Here is a 15,957-nt window from a genome sequence, read left to right on the forward strand (position 1 = left end):
GTAACCCGACATGACACAGGCGATCAATTACCGAGTTGCGCCTTGGTATAGAACCCATCGTCGACGAGAATGTTCACGTTCGCCTTGGTCAGCGGCGTAGGCTTCAGCAGCACCGTGCTGACCTTTTTCAGGCCGTTGTCATAGCTGGAGTTGTAGGCCGGCTTTTCATTGCGCGCCAGTTGCACGGCCAGTTTGGCCGCTTCCGAAGCGATGGTTTTCAGGGGTTTGTAGACGGTCATCGATTGCGTGCCGGCGATGACGCGTTTCACCGCCGCCAGATCGGCGTCCTGGCCCGAGACCGGCACCTTGCCGGCCAGCTTTTGCGCGGCCAGGGCCTGGATGGCGCCGCCGGCCGTGCCGTCGTTCGAGGCGACGATGGCGTCGATCTTGTTGCCGTTGGCCGTCAGCGCGTTTTCCACGATGGACAGCGCTTCGGTGGCGCTCCAGTCCTTCACCCACTGCTGGCCGACGATCTTGATGTCACCCTTGTCGATGAACGGTTTGAGCACCTTCATCTGGCCTTCGCGCAGCATCTTGGCGTTGTTGTCGGTCGGCGAGCCGCCCAGCAGGTAGTAATTGCCCTTCGGCTGCAGCTTGGTCACGCCCTCGGCCTGCATTTCGCCCACTTTCTCGTTGTCGAACGAGATATACGCGTCGATATCGGCATTCAGGATCAGGCGGTCATACGACAGCACCTTGATGCCGGCCTTTTTCGCTTCCTTGACGGTGTTGTTGAGCACTGTCGCGTTGAACGGCACGATCACCAGCACGTCGACGCCGCGCGAGATCAGGTTTTCGATCTGCGAAATCTGGCGCTGCTCGCTGGCGTCGGCCGACTGCACGAAGACCTTGGCGCCCTGCTTTTCGGCGGCGGCGATAAAGAAATCGCGGTCGCGCGTCCAGCGTTCCACGCGCAAATCGTCGATGGAAAAGCCGATCTTCGGGTTTTTCGCATCGGCCAGAGCGGCGCTGCTGCTCAATGCCAGCATGGCGGTCATGATGGCTGCACTGATGATCTTGTTCATTGTGTGTCTCCTTGTGGATTTTATTAACAACGTTTTTTCACTACGGGGTACTGCTGAAAAATTTTATGTCTGTGGTGGTGTCGGGTTACGCGCGGAGCGCTAACCCGACCTACCCCGACCTGCCTGCTAATGGTTGTGGCGCGGCAGGGTCTGGCCCACGGCGCGGTATTTCAGCGCCAGCTCCATGCAGGCGCCCGTTTCCAGCTGGCCCACGCTGGCGCGGTAGATTTCCTGCCACGGCGTGGCGCTGTCGTTGACAGGCGGCGGCAGCGCCGTGGCGCGGCGCGCCAGTTCGTCAGCATCGACCAGCATGTCGCACCGGCCCGCGCTCAAGTCCACGCGGATGATGTCGCCCGTGCGCAGCAGCGCCAGGCCGCCACCCACGGCGCTTTCCGGCGACGCGTTCAGGATCGACGGGCTGTCCGAAGTGCCCGACTGGCGCCCGTCGCCCAGGGTCGGCAGATTCAAAATACCGGCCTTGAGGAGCGCATCGGGCGGCTGCATGTTGACCACTTCGGCCGAACCGGGCCAGCCCACGGGACCTGCGCCGCGCATGACCAGCATGCAGCTGTCGTCGATATTGAGCGCCGGGTCATTGATGCGCGCGTGGTAATCGGCAGAACCGTCAAAGACGATGGCGCGCGCTTCGAATACGCCTTCGCTGCCGGGACGCGACAGGTAGCGCTCGCGGAAAGCGGGCGAGATCACGCTGGTCTTCATGATGGCAAAATCGAACAAGTTGCCCTGCAAGGCCATGAAACCGGCCTTTTCCTTCAATGGCGCCGCAAACGGGCGGATCATCTCGCGGTCAGCGCTTTCACGGCCCGCCAGGTTTAGCGCCATGCTCTGGCCCGTGACCGTCAAGCGCTCGGTGTGCAGCAAGCCCGCCTGCTGCAGCTCCCACATCACAGCCGGCACGCCGCCGGCGCGGTGGAAGCGCTCGCCCAGATACTTCCCGGCCGGCTGCATGTTCAACAGCAGCGGCACGTCATAGCCGTGCGCCATCCAGTCGCTCGAATGCAATGCCACGCCTGCATGGCGCGCCATGGCCATCAGGTGCGGCTGGGCGTTGGTGGAGCCGCCGATGGCCGCGTTGACGATAATGGCGTCCAAAAACGCCTCGCGCGTGAGGATGCTCGACGGGCGCACGTCGTCATGCGCCATGCCGACGATGCGGCGCCCCGTTTCATAGGCGATCTGGCCCCGCTCGCGGTACGGCGCGGGGATGGCCGAGCAGCCCGTCAGGGACATGCCCAGCGCCTCGGCCAGCGCATTCATGGTCGATGCCGTGCCCATGGTGTTGCAGTGGCCGGCCGACGGCGCCGAGGCGGCTGCGATCTGCAGGAATTTTTCGTTGTCGATCAAGCCGGCGGACAGCTGGCGGCGGCCTTTCCAGATGGCGGCGCCGGAACCCACCAATTCACCGTCCATCCAGCCGTCGAGCATGGGGCCACCCGACAGCACGATGGCGGGAATGTCCACCGTGGCGGCGGCCATCAATTGCGCCGGCGTCGTCTTGTCGCAGCCCGTCGTCAGCACCACGGCGTCGATCGGGTAGCCATGCAGGATTTCCACCAGGCCCAGATATGCCAGGTTGCGGTCCAGCGCGGCCGTGGGACGGCGGCAGTTTTCAAAGATCGGATGCAGCGGGAATTCCATCGGGATGCCGCCCGCGTCGCGGATGCCGTCGCGCACGCGCTGGGCCAGTTCCAGGTGGATGCGGTTGCAGGGACTGATGTCGCTGCCGCTTTGCGCAATACCGATGATGGGCCGGCCCGAACGCAGCTCCTCTGCCGTGATGCCGTAGTTCATGAAGCGCTCCAGGTACAGCGCCGTCATGTCGATATGCTCGGGATTGTCGAACCAGTCCTGCGAGCGGAAGCGCCGCGCCTGGGGTTGGGCGGGAATGCTCATGCGCCGTACCAGCCTGCGTCGACGTAGTATTCGCGTCCGGCGCACTTGGCCGCGTTGTCCGACGCGAGGAACAGCGCCAGCGCCGCCACGTCTTCCGGCTCCACGCGAAGTTGCAGGCATTGTCCCTGCAGGATCACGGCTTCCGCCTCCGGCGTATGCCACAGCCGCTCTTGGCGCGGCGTGCGCACGGCGCCGGGAATGATGCAATTGACGCGGATGCCGTCGACACCCAGGTCGCGCGCCAGGCCGCGCGTCAAGCCCTCGATGCCGGCTTTCGCCGTCATGTAGATCGACAGCCTCGCTTGCGCCAGGTGCCAGGAAATCGAACCCAGGTTGAGGATTACGCCGCCCCCCTTGGCGCGCATGGCCGGCGCCACTGCCTGGGCGCAGAAATACTGGTGGCGCAGGTTGACGGCGATGCGCTCATCCCAGTAGGCGGGTGTGACGTCCTGTAACTGGTGGCGGTCGTCATTGGCCGCGTTGTTGATGAGGATATCCGTGGCGCCCGCGCTGTGCTCAATCTCGGCGAAGGTGGCGGCCAGGGCGCCCAGGTCCGTCAGGTCGCAATAACGGAACACGGGCGGCTGCGGCAGGTCGGCCAGCTTTTCCTGCAGCGCCAGCGACGCCTCGCGGGCGATATCGAGAAAGGTGACGTGGGCGCCCTGGCGCGCGAACGCTTCGACGATGGCCACGCCGATGCCGGTGCCGCCGCCCGTGATGACGACGCGCTGACCTGCCAGGCTGGGATAGATTGCATGTTGCATGGTGTCTCTCGTTATAGGAATTGGGAAATCAGATCAGGCCGCGCTGCGCCAGGCTCCGGTACAGCGCGCGCACGCCGAACGTCCAGGGAGTAATCGCATCGCAGCGCTGCACTTCGTTGACCAGCGCGCCCAGCGCGGCGCTGGCGATGGTGACGCGGTCGCCCAGGTGGTGCGTAAAGCCGCCGCCTTGCGCGCCGCGGTCCTTCACGGGCGAGAACATGGTCCCCAGGAACAGCATGAAACCGTCCGGGTACTGGTGGTACTGGCCTGCCGTCTGGCGCACCAGGTCCAGCGGGTCGCGGCTGATCTCGCGCATGAAGCTGGCGCCTTCGAGCACAAAGCCGTCGTCCGCGCCCTCGATCAGCAGCGACACTTCCGCCTGGCGTACGGTGTCGAGCGTGAAGTGTTCGTCGAACAGGCGGATGAAGGTGCCGATGGCGCAGGAACCGTTGTTGTCCTTGGCCTTACCCAGCAAGAGGGCGCTGCGCCCTTCGATGTCGCGCAGGTTGACGTCGTTGCCCAAGGTCGCCCCCAGCACCTCGCCGCGGCTGTTGACGGCCAGGACGATCTCCGGCTCCGGGTTGTTCCAGGCGGACGATGGCAGCAAGCCCACCTGCGCGCCGCAGCCCACCGACGACATCGGCTGCGCCTTGGTAAACACTTCCGCATCGGGGCCGATGCCCACTTCCATGTATTGCGACCAGGCGCCGCGCTGCTGCAACTGCTGTTTCAGGCGCTGCGCCGCGTCCGAGCCGGGCTTAAATGCCGACAAGTCGCCGCCCAGGGTCATTTGCAGTGCAGCGCGCAAGCTCGCCGCGCGCGCCGCGTCGCCGCCCGCCTGTTCCTCGATCACCCGTTCGAGCAGGCTGACGGCGAAGGTCACGCCGCAGGCCTTGACGGCCTGCAGGTCGCACGGCGCCAGCAGCAGCTCGCCTGCCGGTGCGGCCAGCGCCTGCTCCAGCAGGGCCTGCACGGAGCCAAGCGCGATTCCGGGTGCATGGCGGGCGATATCGAGCGCATCGCTGCGCTCGAACAGCTCGGCCACCGTCGCCACCGTCTGCGTGATGTCGACCACCTCGCCGCCACGCACGGCGACGACGCAGGGGCCGTCACGCCAGATGCGGCCGATGAGGAGAGCCTGCGCCAGGTCGGCGGGCAACAGGGAGGCGGGAGAAATCGGCTGCATGGCAAGCTTTCAAAAGGTCGTGACGGGATGGCTGGTCTTCAAGTTCGGACCGATTCTGCGCGCCGCCCTGTATCGCCGCAATTACGAAAATCACCAAATTGAATGATGATTATTGGTATTGCAGTGCACCAAAAAAAGCCGCCGACCGGCCCCCGTTTCCGCCCTGCCAGCAGGCGGGAAGGCGCGCAATGGCGCATTGCATCAATTGGCTTATCGATACCGTTTTGGATATCGCCAATGCGAAAAAAGTGATTGGTGAGGGATGGATGGACAAACTAGTATCAGCCGTGGCCTGCAATCGGCCATCCGCACGGAGCCCGCCCACTGGACGACGGCCCTGGCACATTCAACTATCGAAGACGGTGGAGACCTGAAATGAAAACAACAATGAAAATGCTGACCGCGAGCCTGGCGCTGGCCATCTCCGGCATGGCGGTAATGCCCGTGGCAAGCGCCGCCGACAAGGGCGCGATCGGCATCTCGATGCCAACCAAATCGTCCATGCGCTGGATCGCCGATGGCGACAACATGGTCAAGGTGTTCAAGGAGCGCGGCTACAAGACGGACTTGCAGTTTGCCGACGACGATATCCCGAACCAGCTGGCGCAGGTGGAAAACATGATCACCAAGGGCGCCAAGGTGCTGGTGATCGCCGCCATCGACGGCACCACCCTGTCGAACGTGCTGCAAAAGGCGGCCGACAAGGGCATCAAGGTCATCTCGTATGACCGTTTGATCCGCGGCACGAAAAACATCGATTACTACGCCACCTTCGACAACTTCCAGGTCGGCGTGCTGCAAGCGGGCTATATCGAATCGGCGCTGAAACTCAAGGAAGGCAAGGGCCCGTTCAACATTGAACTGTTCGGCGGCTCGGCCGACGACAACAACGCGCACTTCTTCTACAACGGCGCGCTGTCGGTGCTGAAACCGTACATCGACAGCGGCAAGCTGGTGGTGCGCTCGAAGCAGATGGGCATGGAAAAGGTCGCCACCCTGCGCTGGGATGGCGCCGTGGCGCAGGCGCGCATGGACAACCTGCTCAGCGCCTACTACGGCAATGCGCGCGTCGACGCGGTGCTGTCGCCGTATGACGGCTTGAGCATCGGCATCCTGTCCTCGCTCAAGGGCGTCGGCTATGGCACGCCGAAACAGCCCTTCCCCGTCGTGACGGGCCAGGATGCGGAAATCCCGTCGGTGAAATCCATCATCCGCGGCGAACAGGCATCGACCGTGTTCAAGGACACGCGCGAACTGGCCAAGGTGACGGCGAACATGGTTGACGCGATGATGAGCGGCAAGACGCCGACCGTCAACGATACCAAGACCTATAACAACGGCGTGAAAGTCGTGCCGTCCTATCTGCTCAAACCCGTCACCGTCGACAAGGCGAACTGGAAGCAAGTGCTCGTCACCGGCAGCGGCTACTACACGGAAGCGCAAGTGAAATAAGCATCCAAGGTACTGAAGGCCCGGCGCTGCCGGGCCTTTCGCTTCATGCACGATCAAGAACAAGACTGCCGCACGACCGATGCCGACCAGCGCGGCCGTGCCAGAGAGGTTATATGACGAACACTATCCTGGAAATGCGCGGGATACGCAAAACATTCCCGGGCGTCGTTGCGCTCGACAATGTCAACCTGCGGGTACGCAGCGGCGAGATCCACGCCATCGTCGGCGAAAACGGCGCCGGCAAATCCACACTGATGAAAGTGCTGAGCGGCGTCTACGGCCATGGCAGCTATACGGGCGACATCGATTACCTGGGCCAGACGCGGCACTTCCGCGGCATCAAGGACAGCGAAGAAATCGGCATCATCATCATCCACCAGGAACTGGCGCTGGTGCCCCAGTTGTCGATCGCCGAGAATATCTTCCTCGGCAACGAGCCGGCCCACATGGGCGTCATCGACTGGGAATACGCGCAAGCGAAGACGCGCGAACTGCTGCACAAAGTCGGTCTGAAAGAGTCCCCGGACACCCTGATCACGAACCTGGGCGTGGGCAAGCAGCAGCTGATCGAAATCGCCAAGGCGCTGTGCAAGGACGTCAAGCTGCTGATCCTCGACGAGCCGACGGCCAGCCTGAACGAAAGCGACAGCGCGGCCCTGCTCGACCTGCTGCTGGGCCTGAAAGCCCAGGGCATCGCCTCGATCCTGATCTCGCACAAGCTCAATGAAATTTCACGGGTCGCCGATGCCATCACGGTGCTGCGCGACGGGAACACGGTCGACAGTTTCGACTGCCGCATCGACGCCGTCAGCGAAGACCGCATCATCGAAAAAATGGTCGGGCGCGAGATGGCCGACCGCTATCCGCCGCGCACGCCCACCATCGGCGAGACCATTTTCGAAGTGCGCGACTGGCGCGTGTTCCATCCCGAGCATGCCGACCGCCCCGTCATCAAGGGCATCAACATGCATGCCAAAAAGGGCGAGATCATCGGCATCGCCGGCTTGATGGGCTCCGGGCGCACGGAACTGGCGATGAGCATTTTCGGCCGCGCCTACGGCCAGCGCATCAGCGGCACGGTGCTCAAGAATGGCCAGGAAATCGACGTCAGCACCATCGGCAAGGCGATCGCCCACGGCCTCGCGTATGTCACGGAAGACCGCAAGGGCCTGGGCCTGATCCTCGAGGAAGACATCCAGAAGAACACCAGCCTGGCCAACCTGGACGCGATTTCAAAGCACATGGTGATCGACGAGCAGCGTGAATTCGGCGTGGCCGAGGAGTTCCGCCGCAAGCTCAAGACCCGTTGCTCGAGCGTGGCGCAGAAGGTGGTCAACCTGTCCGGCGGCAACCAGCAGAAAGTGGTGCTGGCGAAATGGCTGTTTTCGCGCCCCGACATCCTGATCCTCGATGAACCGAGCCGCGGCATCGACGTGGGCGCCAAGTACGAGATCTACAGCATCATCAGCGAGCTGGCCGCCGAAGGCAAATGCATCATCATGATTTCCTCGGAAATGCCGGAATTGCTGGGCATGTGCGACCGGATCTATGTCATGAACGAAGGCCGCTTCGCGGCAGAACTGAGCGCGGCAGAAGCATCGCAGGAGCGAATCATGCGCGCGATCGTTACACACGGAGAAAACAATGGACAATAAATTGACAGCAGGAGCGCCAGCAACGCCAGCCGCGGCGCCGCAAGCGAAAAGCTATGCCGGCTTTTTGAAGAACAATATGCGCGACTACGGCATGCTGCTTTCCCTGATCGTCATCATGGGCTTTTTCCAGTACATGACCGACGGCACCCTGATGCAGCCGCTCAACCTGACGAACCTGGTGCTGCAAAACAGCTACATCGTCATCATGGCGCTGGGCATGCTGATGGTCATCGTGGCCGGCCATATCGATTTGTCCGTCGGCTCGGTGGTCGGCTTCGTCGGCGCGCTGGCGGCCGTCCTGATCGTCAACTACAACATGAATTTTGTCGCCGCCAGCATCATCTGCCTGCTGGCCGGCGCCGTCATCGGCGGCGCGCAAGGCTATTTTGTCGCCTTCTTTAAAATCCCGTCCTTCATCGTCACCCTGGCCGGCATGCTGGTGTTCAAGGGCCTGACCCTGGCCCTGCTGGCGGGCCAGTCGGTCGGCCCCTTCCCGGAAGGCTTCCAGATGCTCAGTTCGGGCTTCCTGCCCGACCCGTTCGGCGGCGAAAACCTGCGCGGCCTGTCATTGCTGCTGGGCGTGATCGCCGCCGCGGCGCTGATTATCACCTCGCTGCGCAGCCGCGCCAAGCAACTGAAGCACGGCATGGAAAACGAACCGCGCGCCTTCTTCCTGCTGAAAAACGCCATCTTCGCCGCCGTGATGGTGTATTTCAGCTACCTGCTGGCGTCGTACCGCGGCTTTCCCAACGTGCTGGCCGTGATGTCGCTGCTCATCGTCGCCTACACCTTCATTACCAACCGCACCGTGCTGGGCCGGCGCGTGTATGCCGTGGGCGGCAACGAGAAGGCGGCGCGCCTGTCCGGCATCAAGACGGAACGGGTCAGCTTCTACACCTTCGTCAACATGGGCATGCTGGCCGCGCTGGCCGGTTTGATCTTCGCGGCGCGCCTGAACACGGCCACGCCGAAGGCCGGCACGGGTTTCGAGCTGGACGTGATCGCCGCCTGCTTCATCGGCGGCGCCTCGGCTTCGGGCGGCGTGGGCAAGGTGATGGGAGCCGTGATCGGCGCCTTCATCATGGGCGTGATGAACAACGGCATGTCCATCATGGGCATCGGCATCGACTACCAACAGGTGATCAAGGGCCTGGTGCTGCTGGCGGCCGTCTTCATCGACGTGATCAACAAGAACAAGTAGACCGGTTCGAGCCTTAGGGGGCTCTGGCCGGCGCTTGCGCCGGCCTTTTTCATTGATATCCTCATGTGGAAGCCAGGCGCGCCGCCCTGTCACCCCACCACGCCGCTTCCTCGAACACGGAAAAGCCCGACAGATCGGCATGCGCGAACAGGATGGCGCCGTCGTGTTCGCGCAGCGCCTTCAACCCCGCATTGCTGCGAAATCCCGGCAACGGTGCGGCCATGGCGTGGCCGCGCACGGTGATGTCGACCCGTTCGACGCAGCGGGCAAAATCGCGTCCATACGCCGTCTTCAAATCGACGCTGGCCAGCGCCAGCAGTTCCTCCGGCGTGGCCACATCTAACCACTTGCGCGCTTCCTGCGGCGTGCGGTCGGACAGGGCTACGTAGGCGCTGAAGACGGTTTTCTCGGGCGGACGCACGCGGATATCCTGGTGCGTGGAGACGACATAGCCGAGGCCCGGCTCCTGGTACACCACGTTGTCCCAGCATAGCGGCGCATGCGGCAGTTCGTCGGGAAAGCGTTTAAGTAAAAAATTCGCCACCAGCCACGGCGCATACGCGGGCGTATCGCGCTGCGCGTCAAAGCCATACTCGGCGATGTTGTTCACCACGCGCGCGGCCACGAACAAAGGCATGGCGCAGATGGCCTTGCGCGCCTTGACCAGGTAAGTGCGCGGCTGGCCGTCGACCAGCTCCAGGCACAGCGCCTCCACGCCCTGCTCCGTCGTCCGCACGGAAACCACCGTGCCCGCATGACGCTTGACACCTGAGGCCTGCTCCATGGCCGTGGCGACCGGTTGCATGCCGCCCGGCCAGGTCAACCACGCGCCATTGCCGGCATTGGCCGCCTGTCCCCAGCGGCTACAGTAGTAATGCAGGCCCGCCCAGGCCGAGACCTGGTCGTAGCGCGTGCCGTAGTCGTCGCGGCAGCAGTAATTCAAATACCAGTGCAGGGTGGGCGAGGTATAGCCTTCGCGCTCCATCCACTGCTTCAAGGTGATGGTGTCGAGCGCCTGCCAGGCCGGGTCTTGCGACGACTCCACGGTAGGAAAAACGAAGACGCGCTTGCCATCGTTGCCATGCGCCTGGCGCAGGCGCCGCACGTCGGCAAAGAAGCGCTCGTGCTGCGCCAGTTCTTCGGCGGAAACGCCTTCGGTGGGAATGAAGCCATCCTGCCAGTGACCGTTGAACAACAGGCGCTCTTCCGGCGCGTGCAGGATATAGCGCTCGTCGTAAGTCGGCTTTTCCGCCTGCGGATCGCGCTGGATGATCCCCAAATCGAACAGGATCTCGCGCACATGGGTCGATTCGGGCGAAGGCAGCGGCAGGTAATGGCCGCCGGTCGGATAGGCCAGGTCGCCGAACTGCCCGCCGGCCGCGTTGCCATACGGCTGCGGCCCATCGATCATGAGGAAATCCTTGTGCCCCAGTTTATTCAAGCGCCAGGCCGCCGTCAGGCCGGCGATGCCGGAGCCGAGGATGGCGACATCCGTGGTGACGGTTGCCGAGGGCGCCGGCAGCGCCGTGCGCTCGCGCAGCAGCTTGCGCAAGTAATGCCCCTCGCTGCGGCCCGGATACAGCACCTTGGGCGTGATTTCCTGCCAGCGCAGATACGCGGCGATGCTGCCGATGCCAGCGGCTGCCGCTGCCGTGCCACCGGCAGCCCACAGCATGAAGGAGCGGCGCTGCATCAGCGGATCACCCGGTTCCAGTCCTGCTCGAATTCATGCACGAGCGACTGGGTATTCAAGCGATTCGGCGCCATGGGCAGCGGCTGCATGTCGGGCGGGAAGATGAACATCTCGCGCGTGGTGTCCGCATTCAGGTAGCGCATCGGCAGACGATAGCTGGTGGGCGGTTTGTAGTCGAGCTGGGGCGAGGCCAGGATAAAACCCCATTCGCCGAACGAGGGCACGTAGGCGTGATAGGGCCAGGTGCGCATGCCCACTTCGCGCAGGGTCGAATTGATGGTCCAGTAAGCGTGCGGCGCAAAGAAGGGCGACGTCGATTGCACCACCATCAGGCCCTTGGCCGCCAGGTGCTTTTTCACCAGGTCGTAGAACGGCACCGAATACAGTTTACCAAGCGCGAAGCTGGACGGGTCGGGGAAATCGACGATGGCCGCGTCGAACATGTCGCCGTTGTTGCGCAGCCAGACGGCGGCATCGGCATTGACGACGGTAACCCGCTTGTCCGAGAACGACTTGTTATTCAGCTTTGCCAGTTCCGGGCGCGTGGTAAACGCGGCCGTCATGGCAGGGTCGAGGTCGACGACGGTGACGTGTTCGATCTGTGGATAACGCAGGATTTCGCGCAGGGCCAGGCCATCGCCGCCACCCAGCACCAGCACGCGGCGCGCCCACGGCAACGCTTCCAGCACGGGGTGCACCAGCGCCTCGTGGTAGCGGTACTCGTCGCGCGAGGAAAACTGCAGGTTGCCATTGATGTACAGCCGCGTGTCGTCCTTCCAGCGCGTGATCACCAGGCGCTGGTAGGGCGTGGTGGTGGAATACACGATCTGGTCGCCGAACAGGCCGTGTTCGCCCCAGGCCACCATGCGGTCCGACATGGCAAAGCCGGCGATCAGCAACAGCATCACGACACAGGCGCGCAGCAAACGTCCTGTGAGATTTTTCAGCTCGGCGCGGAATACATAAATGCTCCACAGGCCCACGCCCACATTGAGCATGCCGAACAGGAAGCCCGTGCGCACCAGGCCCAGGTACGGCGACAGCACCAGCGGGAACAGCAGGGACACGGCCAGCGCGCCCAGGTAATCGAATGTCAGCACGCGGCTGACCAGTTCAGAAAATTCCGTCTGGCGCGTGTTCAGGGCGCGCATCACCAGCGGCACTTCCATGCCGACCAGTGCGCCGATCAGGAACACCATCACATACAATAAGGTGCGAAATGGCGCGGCCATCCACGAAAAGGTCATGAACAGGATGGCCGCCGACAGGCCACCGATCAAGCCCACGGCCAGTTCGATGTCGACGAAGCGCGAAAGCACGTCATCGTCCTTTACATACTTGGAAAAGTGAGCGCCCACACCCATCGCGAACAGGTAGCAGCCAATGATGGTGGAAAACTGCAGGATGGAGTCGCCGAGCAGGTAGCTGGACATGGCGCCGGCAATCAGCTCATACGCGAGGCCGCAGGAGGCGACCACGAAGACGGACAAAATCAGAATCTTTTTGTTCATTGGACTTTTTTTGTTCTAATATGCGTTGACGTTATCAAATACTCATTGTGAGGAATGCCGTGCCCGCCATCCTAAACTATCTGATCCATCTTTTACTGGCCGCCGGGCTGCTGATTGTATTTTTTATCATCTACACGCGCGTCACGCCGTATAACGAAGTGCTGCTGATCCGCCAGGGCAACCAGGCGGCGGCCCTGTCGCTGGGCGGCGCCATGCTGGGCTTTTCCGCCACCATCGCCTCGTCCCTGATGCACACGGCCGACTACCAGCAGTTCTTCGCCTGGGCCTTTGGCGCCATGGTGGTGCAATTGCTCGCCTATGTGGTCACCACGCGCCTGCTGCGCATGTCGAAAGACCAGATCGAATCGAACAACAGCGCCTTCGGCGGCCTGCTGGCCGCCATTTCCCTGTCGATCGGCGCCATCAACGCCGCCTGCATTTCCTGACGTTTTACCTCATTCAAGGACACCATCATGAGCCTCGGCAGCTTTATCAAGAAGCAGTTTATCGACGTACTGCAGTGGAACGAAGAAACGGAAGGCGTACTGGCCTGGCGTTTTCCCATGCAGGATTTCGAGATCCAGAACGGCGCCATCCTGAATGTGCGCGAATCGCAGGTAGCCGTCTTCGTCAATGAAGGCAAGATCGCCGATGTCTTCGGTCCCGGCACGCACAAGCTGACGACGCAGACCTTGCCGTTGCTGACCAACCTGAAAAACTGGGACAAGCTGTTCGATTCGCCCTTCAAGTCGGACGTGTATTACTTCAGCACGCGCGTGCAGACGGGCCGCAAATGGGGCACGCCGCAGCCGATCACCATCCGCGACAAGGATTTCGACATGATCCGCGTGCGCGCCTTCGGCATGTACTCGTACCGCATCGCCGACGCCCGCACCTTCTTCACCGAGATCAGCGGCACGCGCGAAGTCTATACGCGCGACGAAGTGGAAGATCAATTGCGCGGCATTCTGATGTCGAGCATGGCCAGCTCGCTGGGCGGCGCGAATGTCCCCTTCCTCGACATGGCGGCCAACCAGGCGCTGATGGCGCAAGAGGTCAAGGATGGCCTGGCGCAGGCATTCGCCCGCTATGGCGTGGGTCTCGATGAATTCAATGTGGCCAGCATCAGCCTGCCCGAGGAATTGCAGGCGGCGCTGGACGAGCGCATCTCGGCCGGCATGAAGGGCGGCCTGGGCGCCGACAAGATGAGCGGCTACACGAAATTCCAGGTGGCCAATGCGATCCCGCTGGCGGCGCAAAACGAAGGCGGCATGGCCGGCATCGGCGCGGGACTGGGCGCCGGGCTGTCGATCGGCCAGGTGATGGCGCAAAGCATGGGTGGAGCGCTACAGCAGCCGGCACCTGCCCCGGCCGCGCCGCCTGCGGCGCCACCGGCCCCTGCGGAAGAACCGATCGAGGCGCGCCTGGAAAAACTCAAGGGCTTGCTCGACAAGGGACTCATCTCGCCGGCCGACTACGACGGCGCCAAGGCTGAACTGCTGAAAAAACTGATCGGCTAAGCGCGACTGCATGCAAACTGTTTCCTGTCCCAGCTGCGGCGCGGAAGTCCACTTCCGCTCGCACGCTTCCGTGCTCGCCGTGTGCGAGTACTGCCACAGCACCATCCTCAAGGACGCCGATTCCGTCAAGGACGTGGGCAAGATGTCGGCCGTCCTCGAGGATTACTCGCCGATCCAGGTCGGCACGGCCGGCGTGCACGATGGCGTGCACTTCACCGTCGTCGGCCGCATCCAGCAGCGCTACAGCGCCGGCACGTGGAACGAGTGGTATCTGCTGTTCGACGACGCCAGCACGGCGTGGCTGGGTGACTCGTCCGGCCTGTACACGCTGACGCGCGTACGCAGCACGCAAGACGCGCTGCCCGCCTTTGCCGAGCTGGCGCCGGGCAGGCGCTACACGCTCTGCGGCGAACCGTACACGGCGGCCGAGATCCGCAGCGCCGAATGCATCGCCGGCCAGGGAGAATTGCCCTTCAAGGTGGGCGCCAGCTGGCGCATCCAGGTGGCGGACTTCCGCAACTACGCCAGCTTTGTCACGCTCGACTACACGGATGGCCCGCAACCCGTCGTCTACCAGGGCGTTGCCGTCACCCTGGAGGGCTTGCAGTGCCAGCTGCTGCGCGACGACGACGCCATCGCCAGGAGCGCCGGCAAGTACCGCGGCAAGCTCGACGCGCTCGACTGCCCGTCCTGCGGCAGCGGCATCGGGTATGTACCCGGCGCGGCGGCGCAGCTCGTGTGTCCCGCCTGCCATGCGCAGCTCGACGCCAGCGGCCCGGAAGCGCAGGTGCTGGCCATCGGCAAGCAGGTGCACGACAACGCCGACATCACGCTGGAGCTGGGCGCCAGCGCAAAGATCAGCAATGTGGACTTCACGGTGATCGGCATGATGCGCCGCGCCGACGACGAAGGCAGCGAGTGGAACGAATACCTGCTGTACAACACGCGCGCCGGCTTCTTCTGGCTGGTGGAGACGGACGATGGCTGGTCGCGCTCGAACGTGCTGCCGAACTGGCCCAATTGGGCGTCGCTGGACGCCGATACCTGCACGCTCGATGGCGCCACCTACCGCAAACTGTATGACTACGGCTCGCAGGTCGTGTATGCGGCGGGCGCCTTCAACTGGAAGGTGGCCGTCGGCGACAGCACGCGCGTGTTTGAATTCGAGCAGGGGCAGACCAAGCTGGCGGCGGAGCTCACCGGCGAGGAAATGACCTGGTCGCGCTCCGTGCCCGTCGCCTATGACCAGATGGCCGCCTGGTTCGGCAGCGCCTTCCATGGCGGCGACAAAGTGCAGAATATCCAGTTGAGCCATCGCGGCATCGCCAAGGTCTTCATCATCATCGTGCTGGTCTTGAATGCGATTCCCATGTTTGTCTCGTTCTCCAGCACCTTGATGTGGAGTTTGCTGGGCTGCCTGGCGCTGTTCCTGCCTGCCGCTTTTCTCGACAAGAATGCAAAGAATCCCCCATGAGTAAATACGTGATCTATGCCCTGATGGTGACCTTCAGTGTCACGGCCGCCAACTGGGTGCGCATGTTCAAGGTGGCCGGCAGCAGCAGCGGCAGCAGCTGGAGTTCGCGCACGGGCAGCGGCGGCGGCAGCTATGGCGGCGGCTCCAGCGGCGGCAGCCACAAATAAGCATGGCAGCCACACCGCATCTGCCCCTGGGCACCCACTTGCTGGCCGATTTGTCGGGCATCGCGCCGGCACGCCTGCGCGACGGCGCCGCGCTCGAGCGCCTGCTGCGCGACGCTGCCATCACGGCTGGCGCGCAGGTGCTGCACAGCCATTTCCACAGCTTTGGCGCCGGCCAGGGCGTCACCGGCGTGGTGCTGCTGGCTGAATCGCACATCTCCATCCACACCTGGCCGGAATGCAGCTTTGCCGCCGTCGATATCTTCATGTGCGGCGCGGCACGGCCGCAACTGGCGCTCGATGCCATCAAGGATGCCTTGCAGGCGGCGCACTGCCAGCTGCAATCCGTGCGGCGCGCGCCGCCCGGGCAGGCCTAGCGTCGCTGGTGGATCGCGTGG

Annotated in this window: 14 protein-coding genes; 8 read left to right on the top strand and 6 right to left on the bottom strand. The window is 63.3% G+C overall.

Going from position 1 to position 15,957, the window contains the following annotated elements; all coding sequences use genetic code 11:
* Positions 1-23: 23 nt before the first annotated feature.
* The 4 genes from xylF to CSQ92_RS23255 form a co-directional block, all read right to left on the bottom strand.
* Positions 24-998, bottom strand: coding sequence for a D-xylose ABC transporter substrate-binding protein (gene xylF / locus CSQ92_RS23240; RefSeq protein ID WP_099389834.1), 975 nt, complete (start codon positions 996-998; stop codon positions 24-26).
* Positions 999-1,151: 153 nt separating this feature from the next.
* Positions 1,152-2,939, bottom strand: coding sequence for an IlvD/Edd family dehydratase (locus CSQ92_RS23245; protein WP_099395517.1), 1,788 nt, complete (start codon positions 2,937-2,939; stop codon positions 1,152-1,154).
* Positions 2,936-3,703, bottom strand: coding sequence for an SDR family NAD(P)-dependent oxidoreductase (locus tag CSQ92_RS23250; protein WP_034783816.1), 768 nt, complete (start codon positions 3,701-3,703; stop codon positions 2,936-2,938). Before CSQ92_RS23250 ends, CSQ92_RS23245 begins: the two co-directional genes overlap by 4 nt.
* Positions 3,704-3,731: 28 nt before the next feature.
* On the bottom strand, positions 3,732-4,889 hold the full coding sequence (locus CSQ92_RS23255; RefSeq protein WP_099395518.1) for a fumarylacetoacetate hydrolase family protein: 1,158 nt from the start codon (positions 4,887-4,889) through the stop codon (positions 3,732-3,734).
* Positions 4,890-5,318: 429 nt separating this feature from the next.
* Here CSQ92_RS23255 and chvE point away from each other — a divergent pair, with 429 nt between their 5' ends.
* From chvE to mmsB, 3 genes are all read left to right on the top strand, one after another.
* Positions 5,319-6,341: a multiple monosaccharide ABC transporter substrate-binding protein gene (gene chvE, locus CSQ92_RS23260; protein WP_223278970.1), complete on the top strand. Its 1,023-nt coding sequence runs from the start codon at positions 5,319-5,321 to the stop codon at positions 6,339-6,341.
* A gap of 113 nt (positions 6,342-6,454) precedes the next feature.
* Positions 6,455-7,996 carry a multiple monosaccharide ABC transporter ATP-binding protein gene (mmsA, locus tag CSQ92_RS23265; protein WP_070258325.1) on the top strand — a complete coding sequence of 514 codons (1,542 nt, stop codon included), beginning with the start codon at positions 6,455-6,457 and terminating at the stop codon, positions 7,994-7,996.
* Complete coding sequence (mmsB, locus tag CSQ92_RS23270) at positions 7,986-9,197, top strand: multiple monosaccharide ABC transporter permease (RefSeq protein WP_034783824.1); 1,212 nt, start codon at positions 7,986-7,988, stop codon at positions 9,195-9,197. Before mmsA ends, mmsB begins: the two co-directional genes overlap by 11 nt.
* Positions 9,198-9,258: 61 nt before the next feature.
* Here mmsB and CSQ92_RS23275 read toward each other — a convergent pair whose 3' ends face one another.
* Positions 9,259-10,890: an NAD(P)/FAD-dependent oxidoreductase gene (locus CSQ92_RS23275; RefSeq protein WP_099395519.1), complete on the bottom strand. Its 1,632-nt coding sequence runs from the start codon at positions 10,888-10,890 to the stop codon at positions 9,259-9,261.
* The gene (locus CSQ92_RS23280; protein WP_099395520.1) at positions 10,890-12,401 is read right to left on the bottom strand and encodes a polyamine aminopropyltransferase; all 1,512 of its coding nucleotides are present in this window, start codon (positions 12,399-12,401) and stop codon (positions 10,890-10,892) included. The genes CSQ92_RS23275 and CSQ92_RS23280 overlap by 1 nt, the downstream gene beginning before the upstream one ends.
* A 59-nt stretch (positions 12,402-12,460) precedes the next feature.
* Here CSQ92_RS23280 and CSQ92_RS23285 point away from each other — a divergent pair, with 59 nt between their 5' ends.
* From CSQ92_RS23285 to speD, 5 genes are read left to right on the top strand one after another with little or no spacing between them, the layout of a single operon-like run.
* Positions 12,461-12,847 (top strand): DUF350 domain-containing protein, encoded by a 387-nt coding sequence (locus CSQ92_RS23285; RefSeq protein ID WP_034783828.1) that lies wholly within the window; start codon positions 12,461-12,463, stop codon positions 12,845-12,847.
* Between the two features lie 27 nt (positions 12,848-12,874).
* Positions 12,875-13,921, top strand: coding sequence for an SPFH domain-containing protein (locus CSQ92_RS23290; protein WP_092609587.1), 1,047 nt, complete (start codon positions 12,875-12,877; stop codon positions 13,919-13,921).
* Positions 13,922-13,931: 10 nt separating this feature from the next.
* Positions 13,932-15,395, top strand: a complete 1,464-nt coding sequence (locus CSQ92_RS23295; RefSeq protein ID WP_099395521.1) for a DUF4178 domain-containing protein — start codon at positions 13,932-13,934, stop codon at positions 15,393-15,395.
* On the top strand, positions 15,392-15,562 hold the full coding sequence (locus tag CSQ92_RS29125; RefSeq protein ID WP_157814714.1) for a hypothetical protein: 171 nt from the start codon (positions 15,392-15,394) through the stop codon (positions 15,560-15,562). Before CSQ92_RS23295 ends, CSQ92_RS29125 begins: the two co-directional genes overlap by 4 nt.
* 2 nt (positions 15,563-15,564) lie before the next feature.
* Positions 15,565-15,936, top strand: coding sequence for an adenosylmethionine decarboxylase (gene speD, locus CSQ92_RS23300; protein WP_092609593.1), 372 nt, complete (start codon positions 15,565-15,567; stop codon positions 15,934-15,936).
* Positions 15,937-15,957: the final 21 nt, after the last annotated feature.

Source organism: Janthinobacterium sp. BJB446, assembly GCF_002735655.1.
Taxonomy (GTDB): domain Bacteria; phylum Pseudomonadota; class Gammaproteobacteria; order Burkholderiales; family Burkholderiaceae_D; genus Janthinobacterium; species Janthinobacterium lividum.

Coding starts and splice junctions, on each gene's coding strand:
- xylF (WP_099389834.1), bottom strand. CDS start 998: ATGACCGCCATGCTGGCATTGAGCAGCAGCGCCGCTCTGGCCGATGCG.
- CSQ92_RS23245 (WP_099395517.1), bottom strand. CDS start 2,939: ATGAGCATTCCCGCCCAACCCCAGGCGCGGCGCTTCCGCTCGCAGGAC.
- CSQ92_RS23250 (WP_034783816.1), bottom strand. CDS start 3,703: ATGCAACATGCAATCTATCCCAGCCTGGCAGGTCAGCGCGTCGTCATC.
- CSQ92_RS23255 (WP_099395518.1), bottom strand. CDS start 4,889: ATGCAGCCGATTTCTCCCGCCTCCCTGTTGCCCGCCGACCTGGCGCAG.
- chvE (WP_223278970.1), top strand. CDS start 5,319: ATGGCGGTAATGCCCGTGGCAAGCGCCGCCGACAAGGGCGCGATCGGC.
- mmsA (WP_070258325.1), top strand. CDS start 6,455: ATGACGAACACTATCCTGGAAATGCGCGGGATACGCAAAACATTCCCG.
- mmsB (WP_034783824.1), top strand. CDS start 7,986: ATGGACAATAAATTGACAGCAGGAGCGCCAGCAACGCCAGCCGCGGCG.
- CSQ92_RS23275 (WP_099395519.1), bottom strand. CDS start 10,890: ATGCAGCGCCGCTCCTTCATGCTGTGGGCTGCCGGTGGCACGGCAGCG.
- CSQ92_RS23280 (WP_099395520.1), bottom strand. CDS start 12,401: ATGAACAAAAAGATTCTGATTTTGTCCGTCTTCGTGGTCGCCTCCTGC.
- CSQ92_RS23290 (WP_092609587.1), top strand. CDS start 12,875: ATGAGCCTCGGCAGCTTTATCAAGAAGCAGTTTATCGACGTACTGCAG.
- CSQ92_RS23295 (WP_099395521.1), top strand. CDS start 13,932: ATGCAAACTGTTTCCTGTCCCAGCTGCGGCGCGGAAGTCCACTTCCGC.
- CSQ92_RS29125 (WP_157814714.1), top strand. CDS start 15,392: ATGAGTAAATACGTGATCTATGCCCTGATGGTGACCTTCAGTGTCACG.
- speD (WP_092609593.1), top strand. CDS start 15,565: ATGGCAGCCACACCGCATCTGCCCCTGGGCACCCACTTGCTGGCCGAT.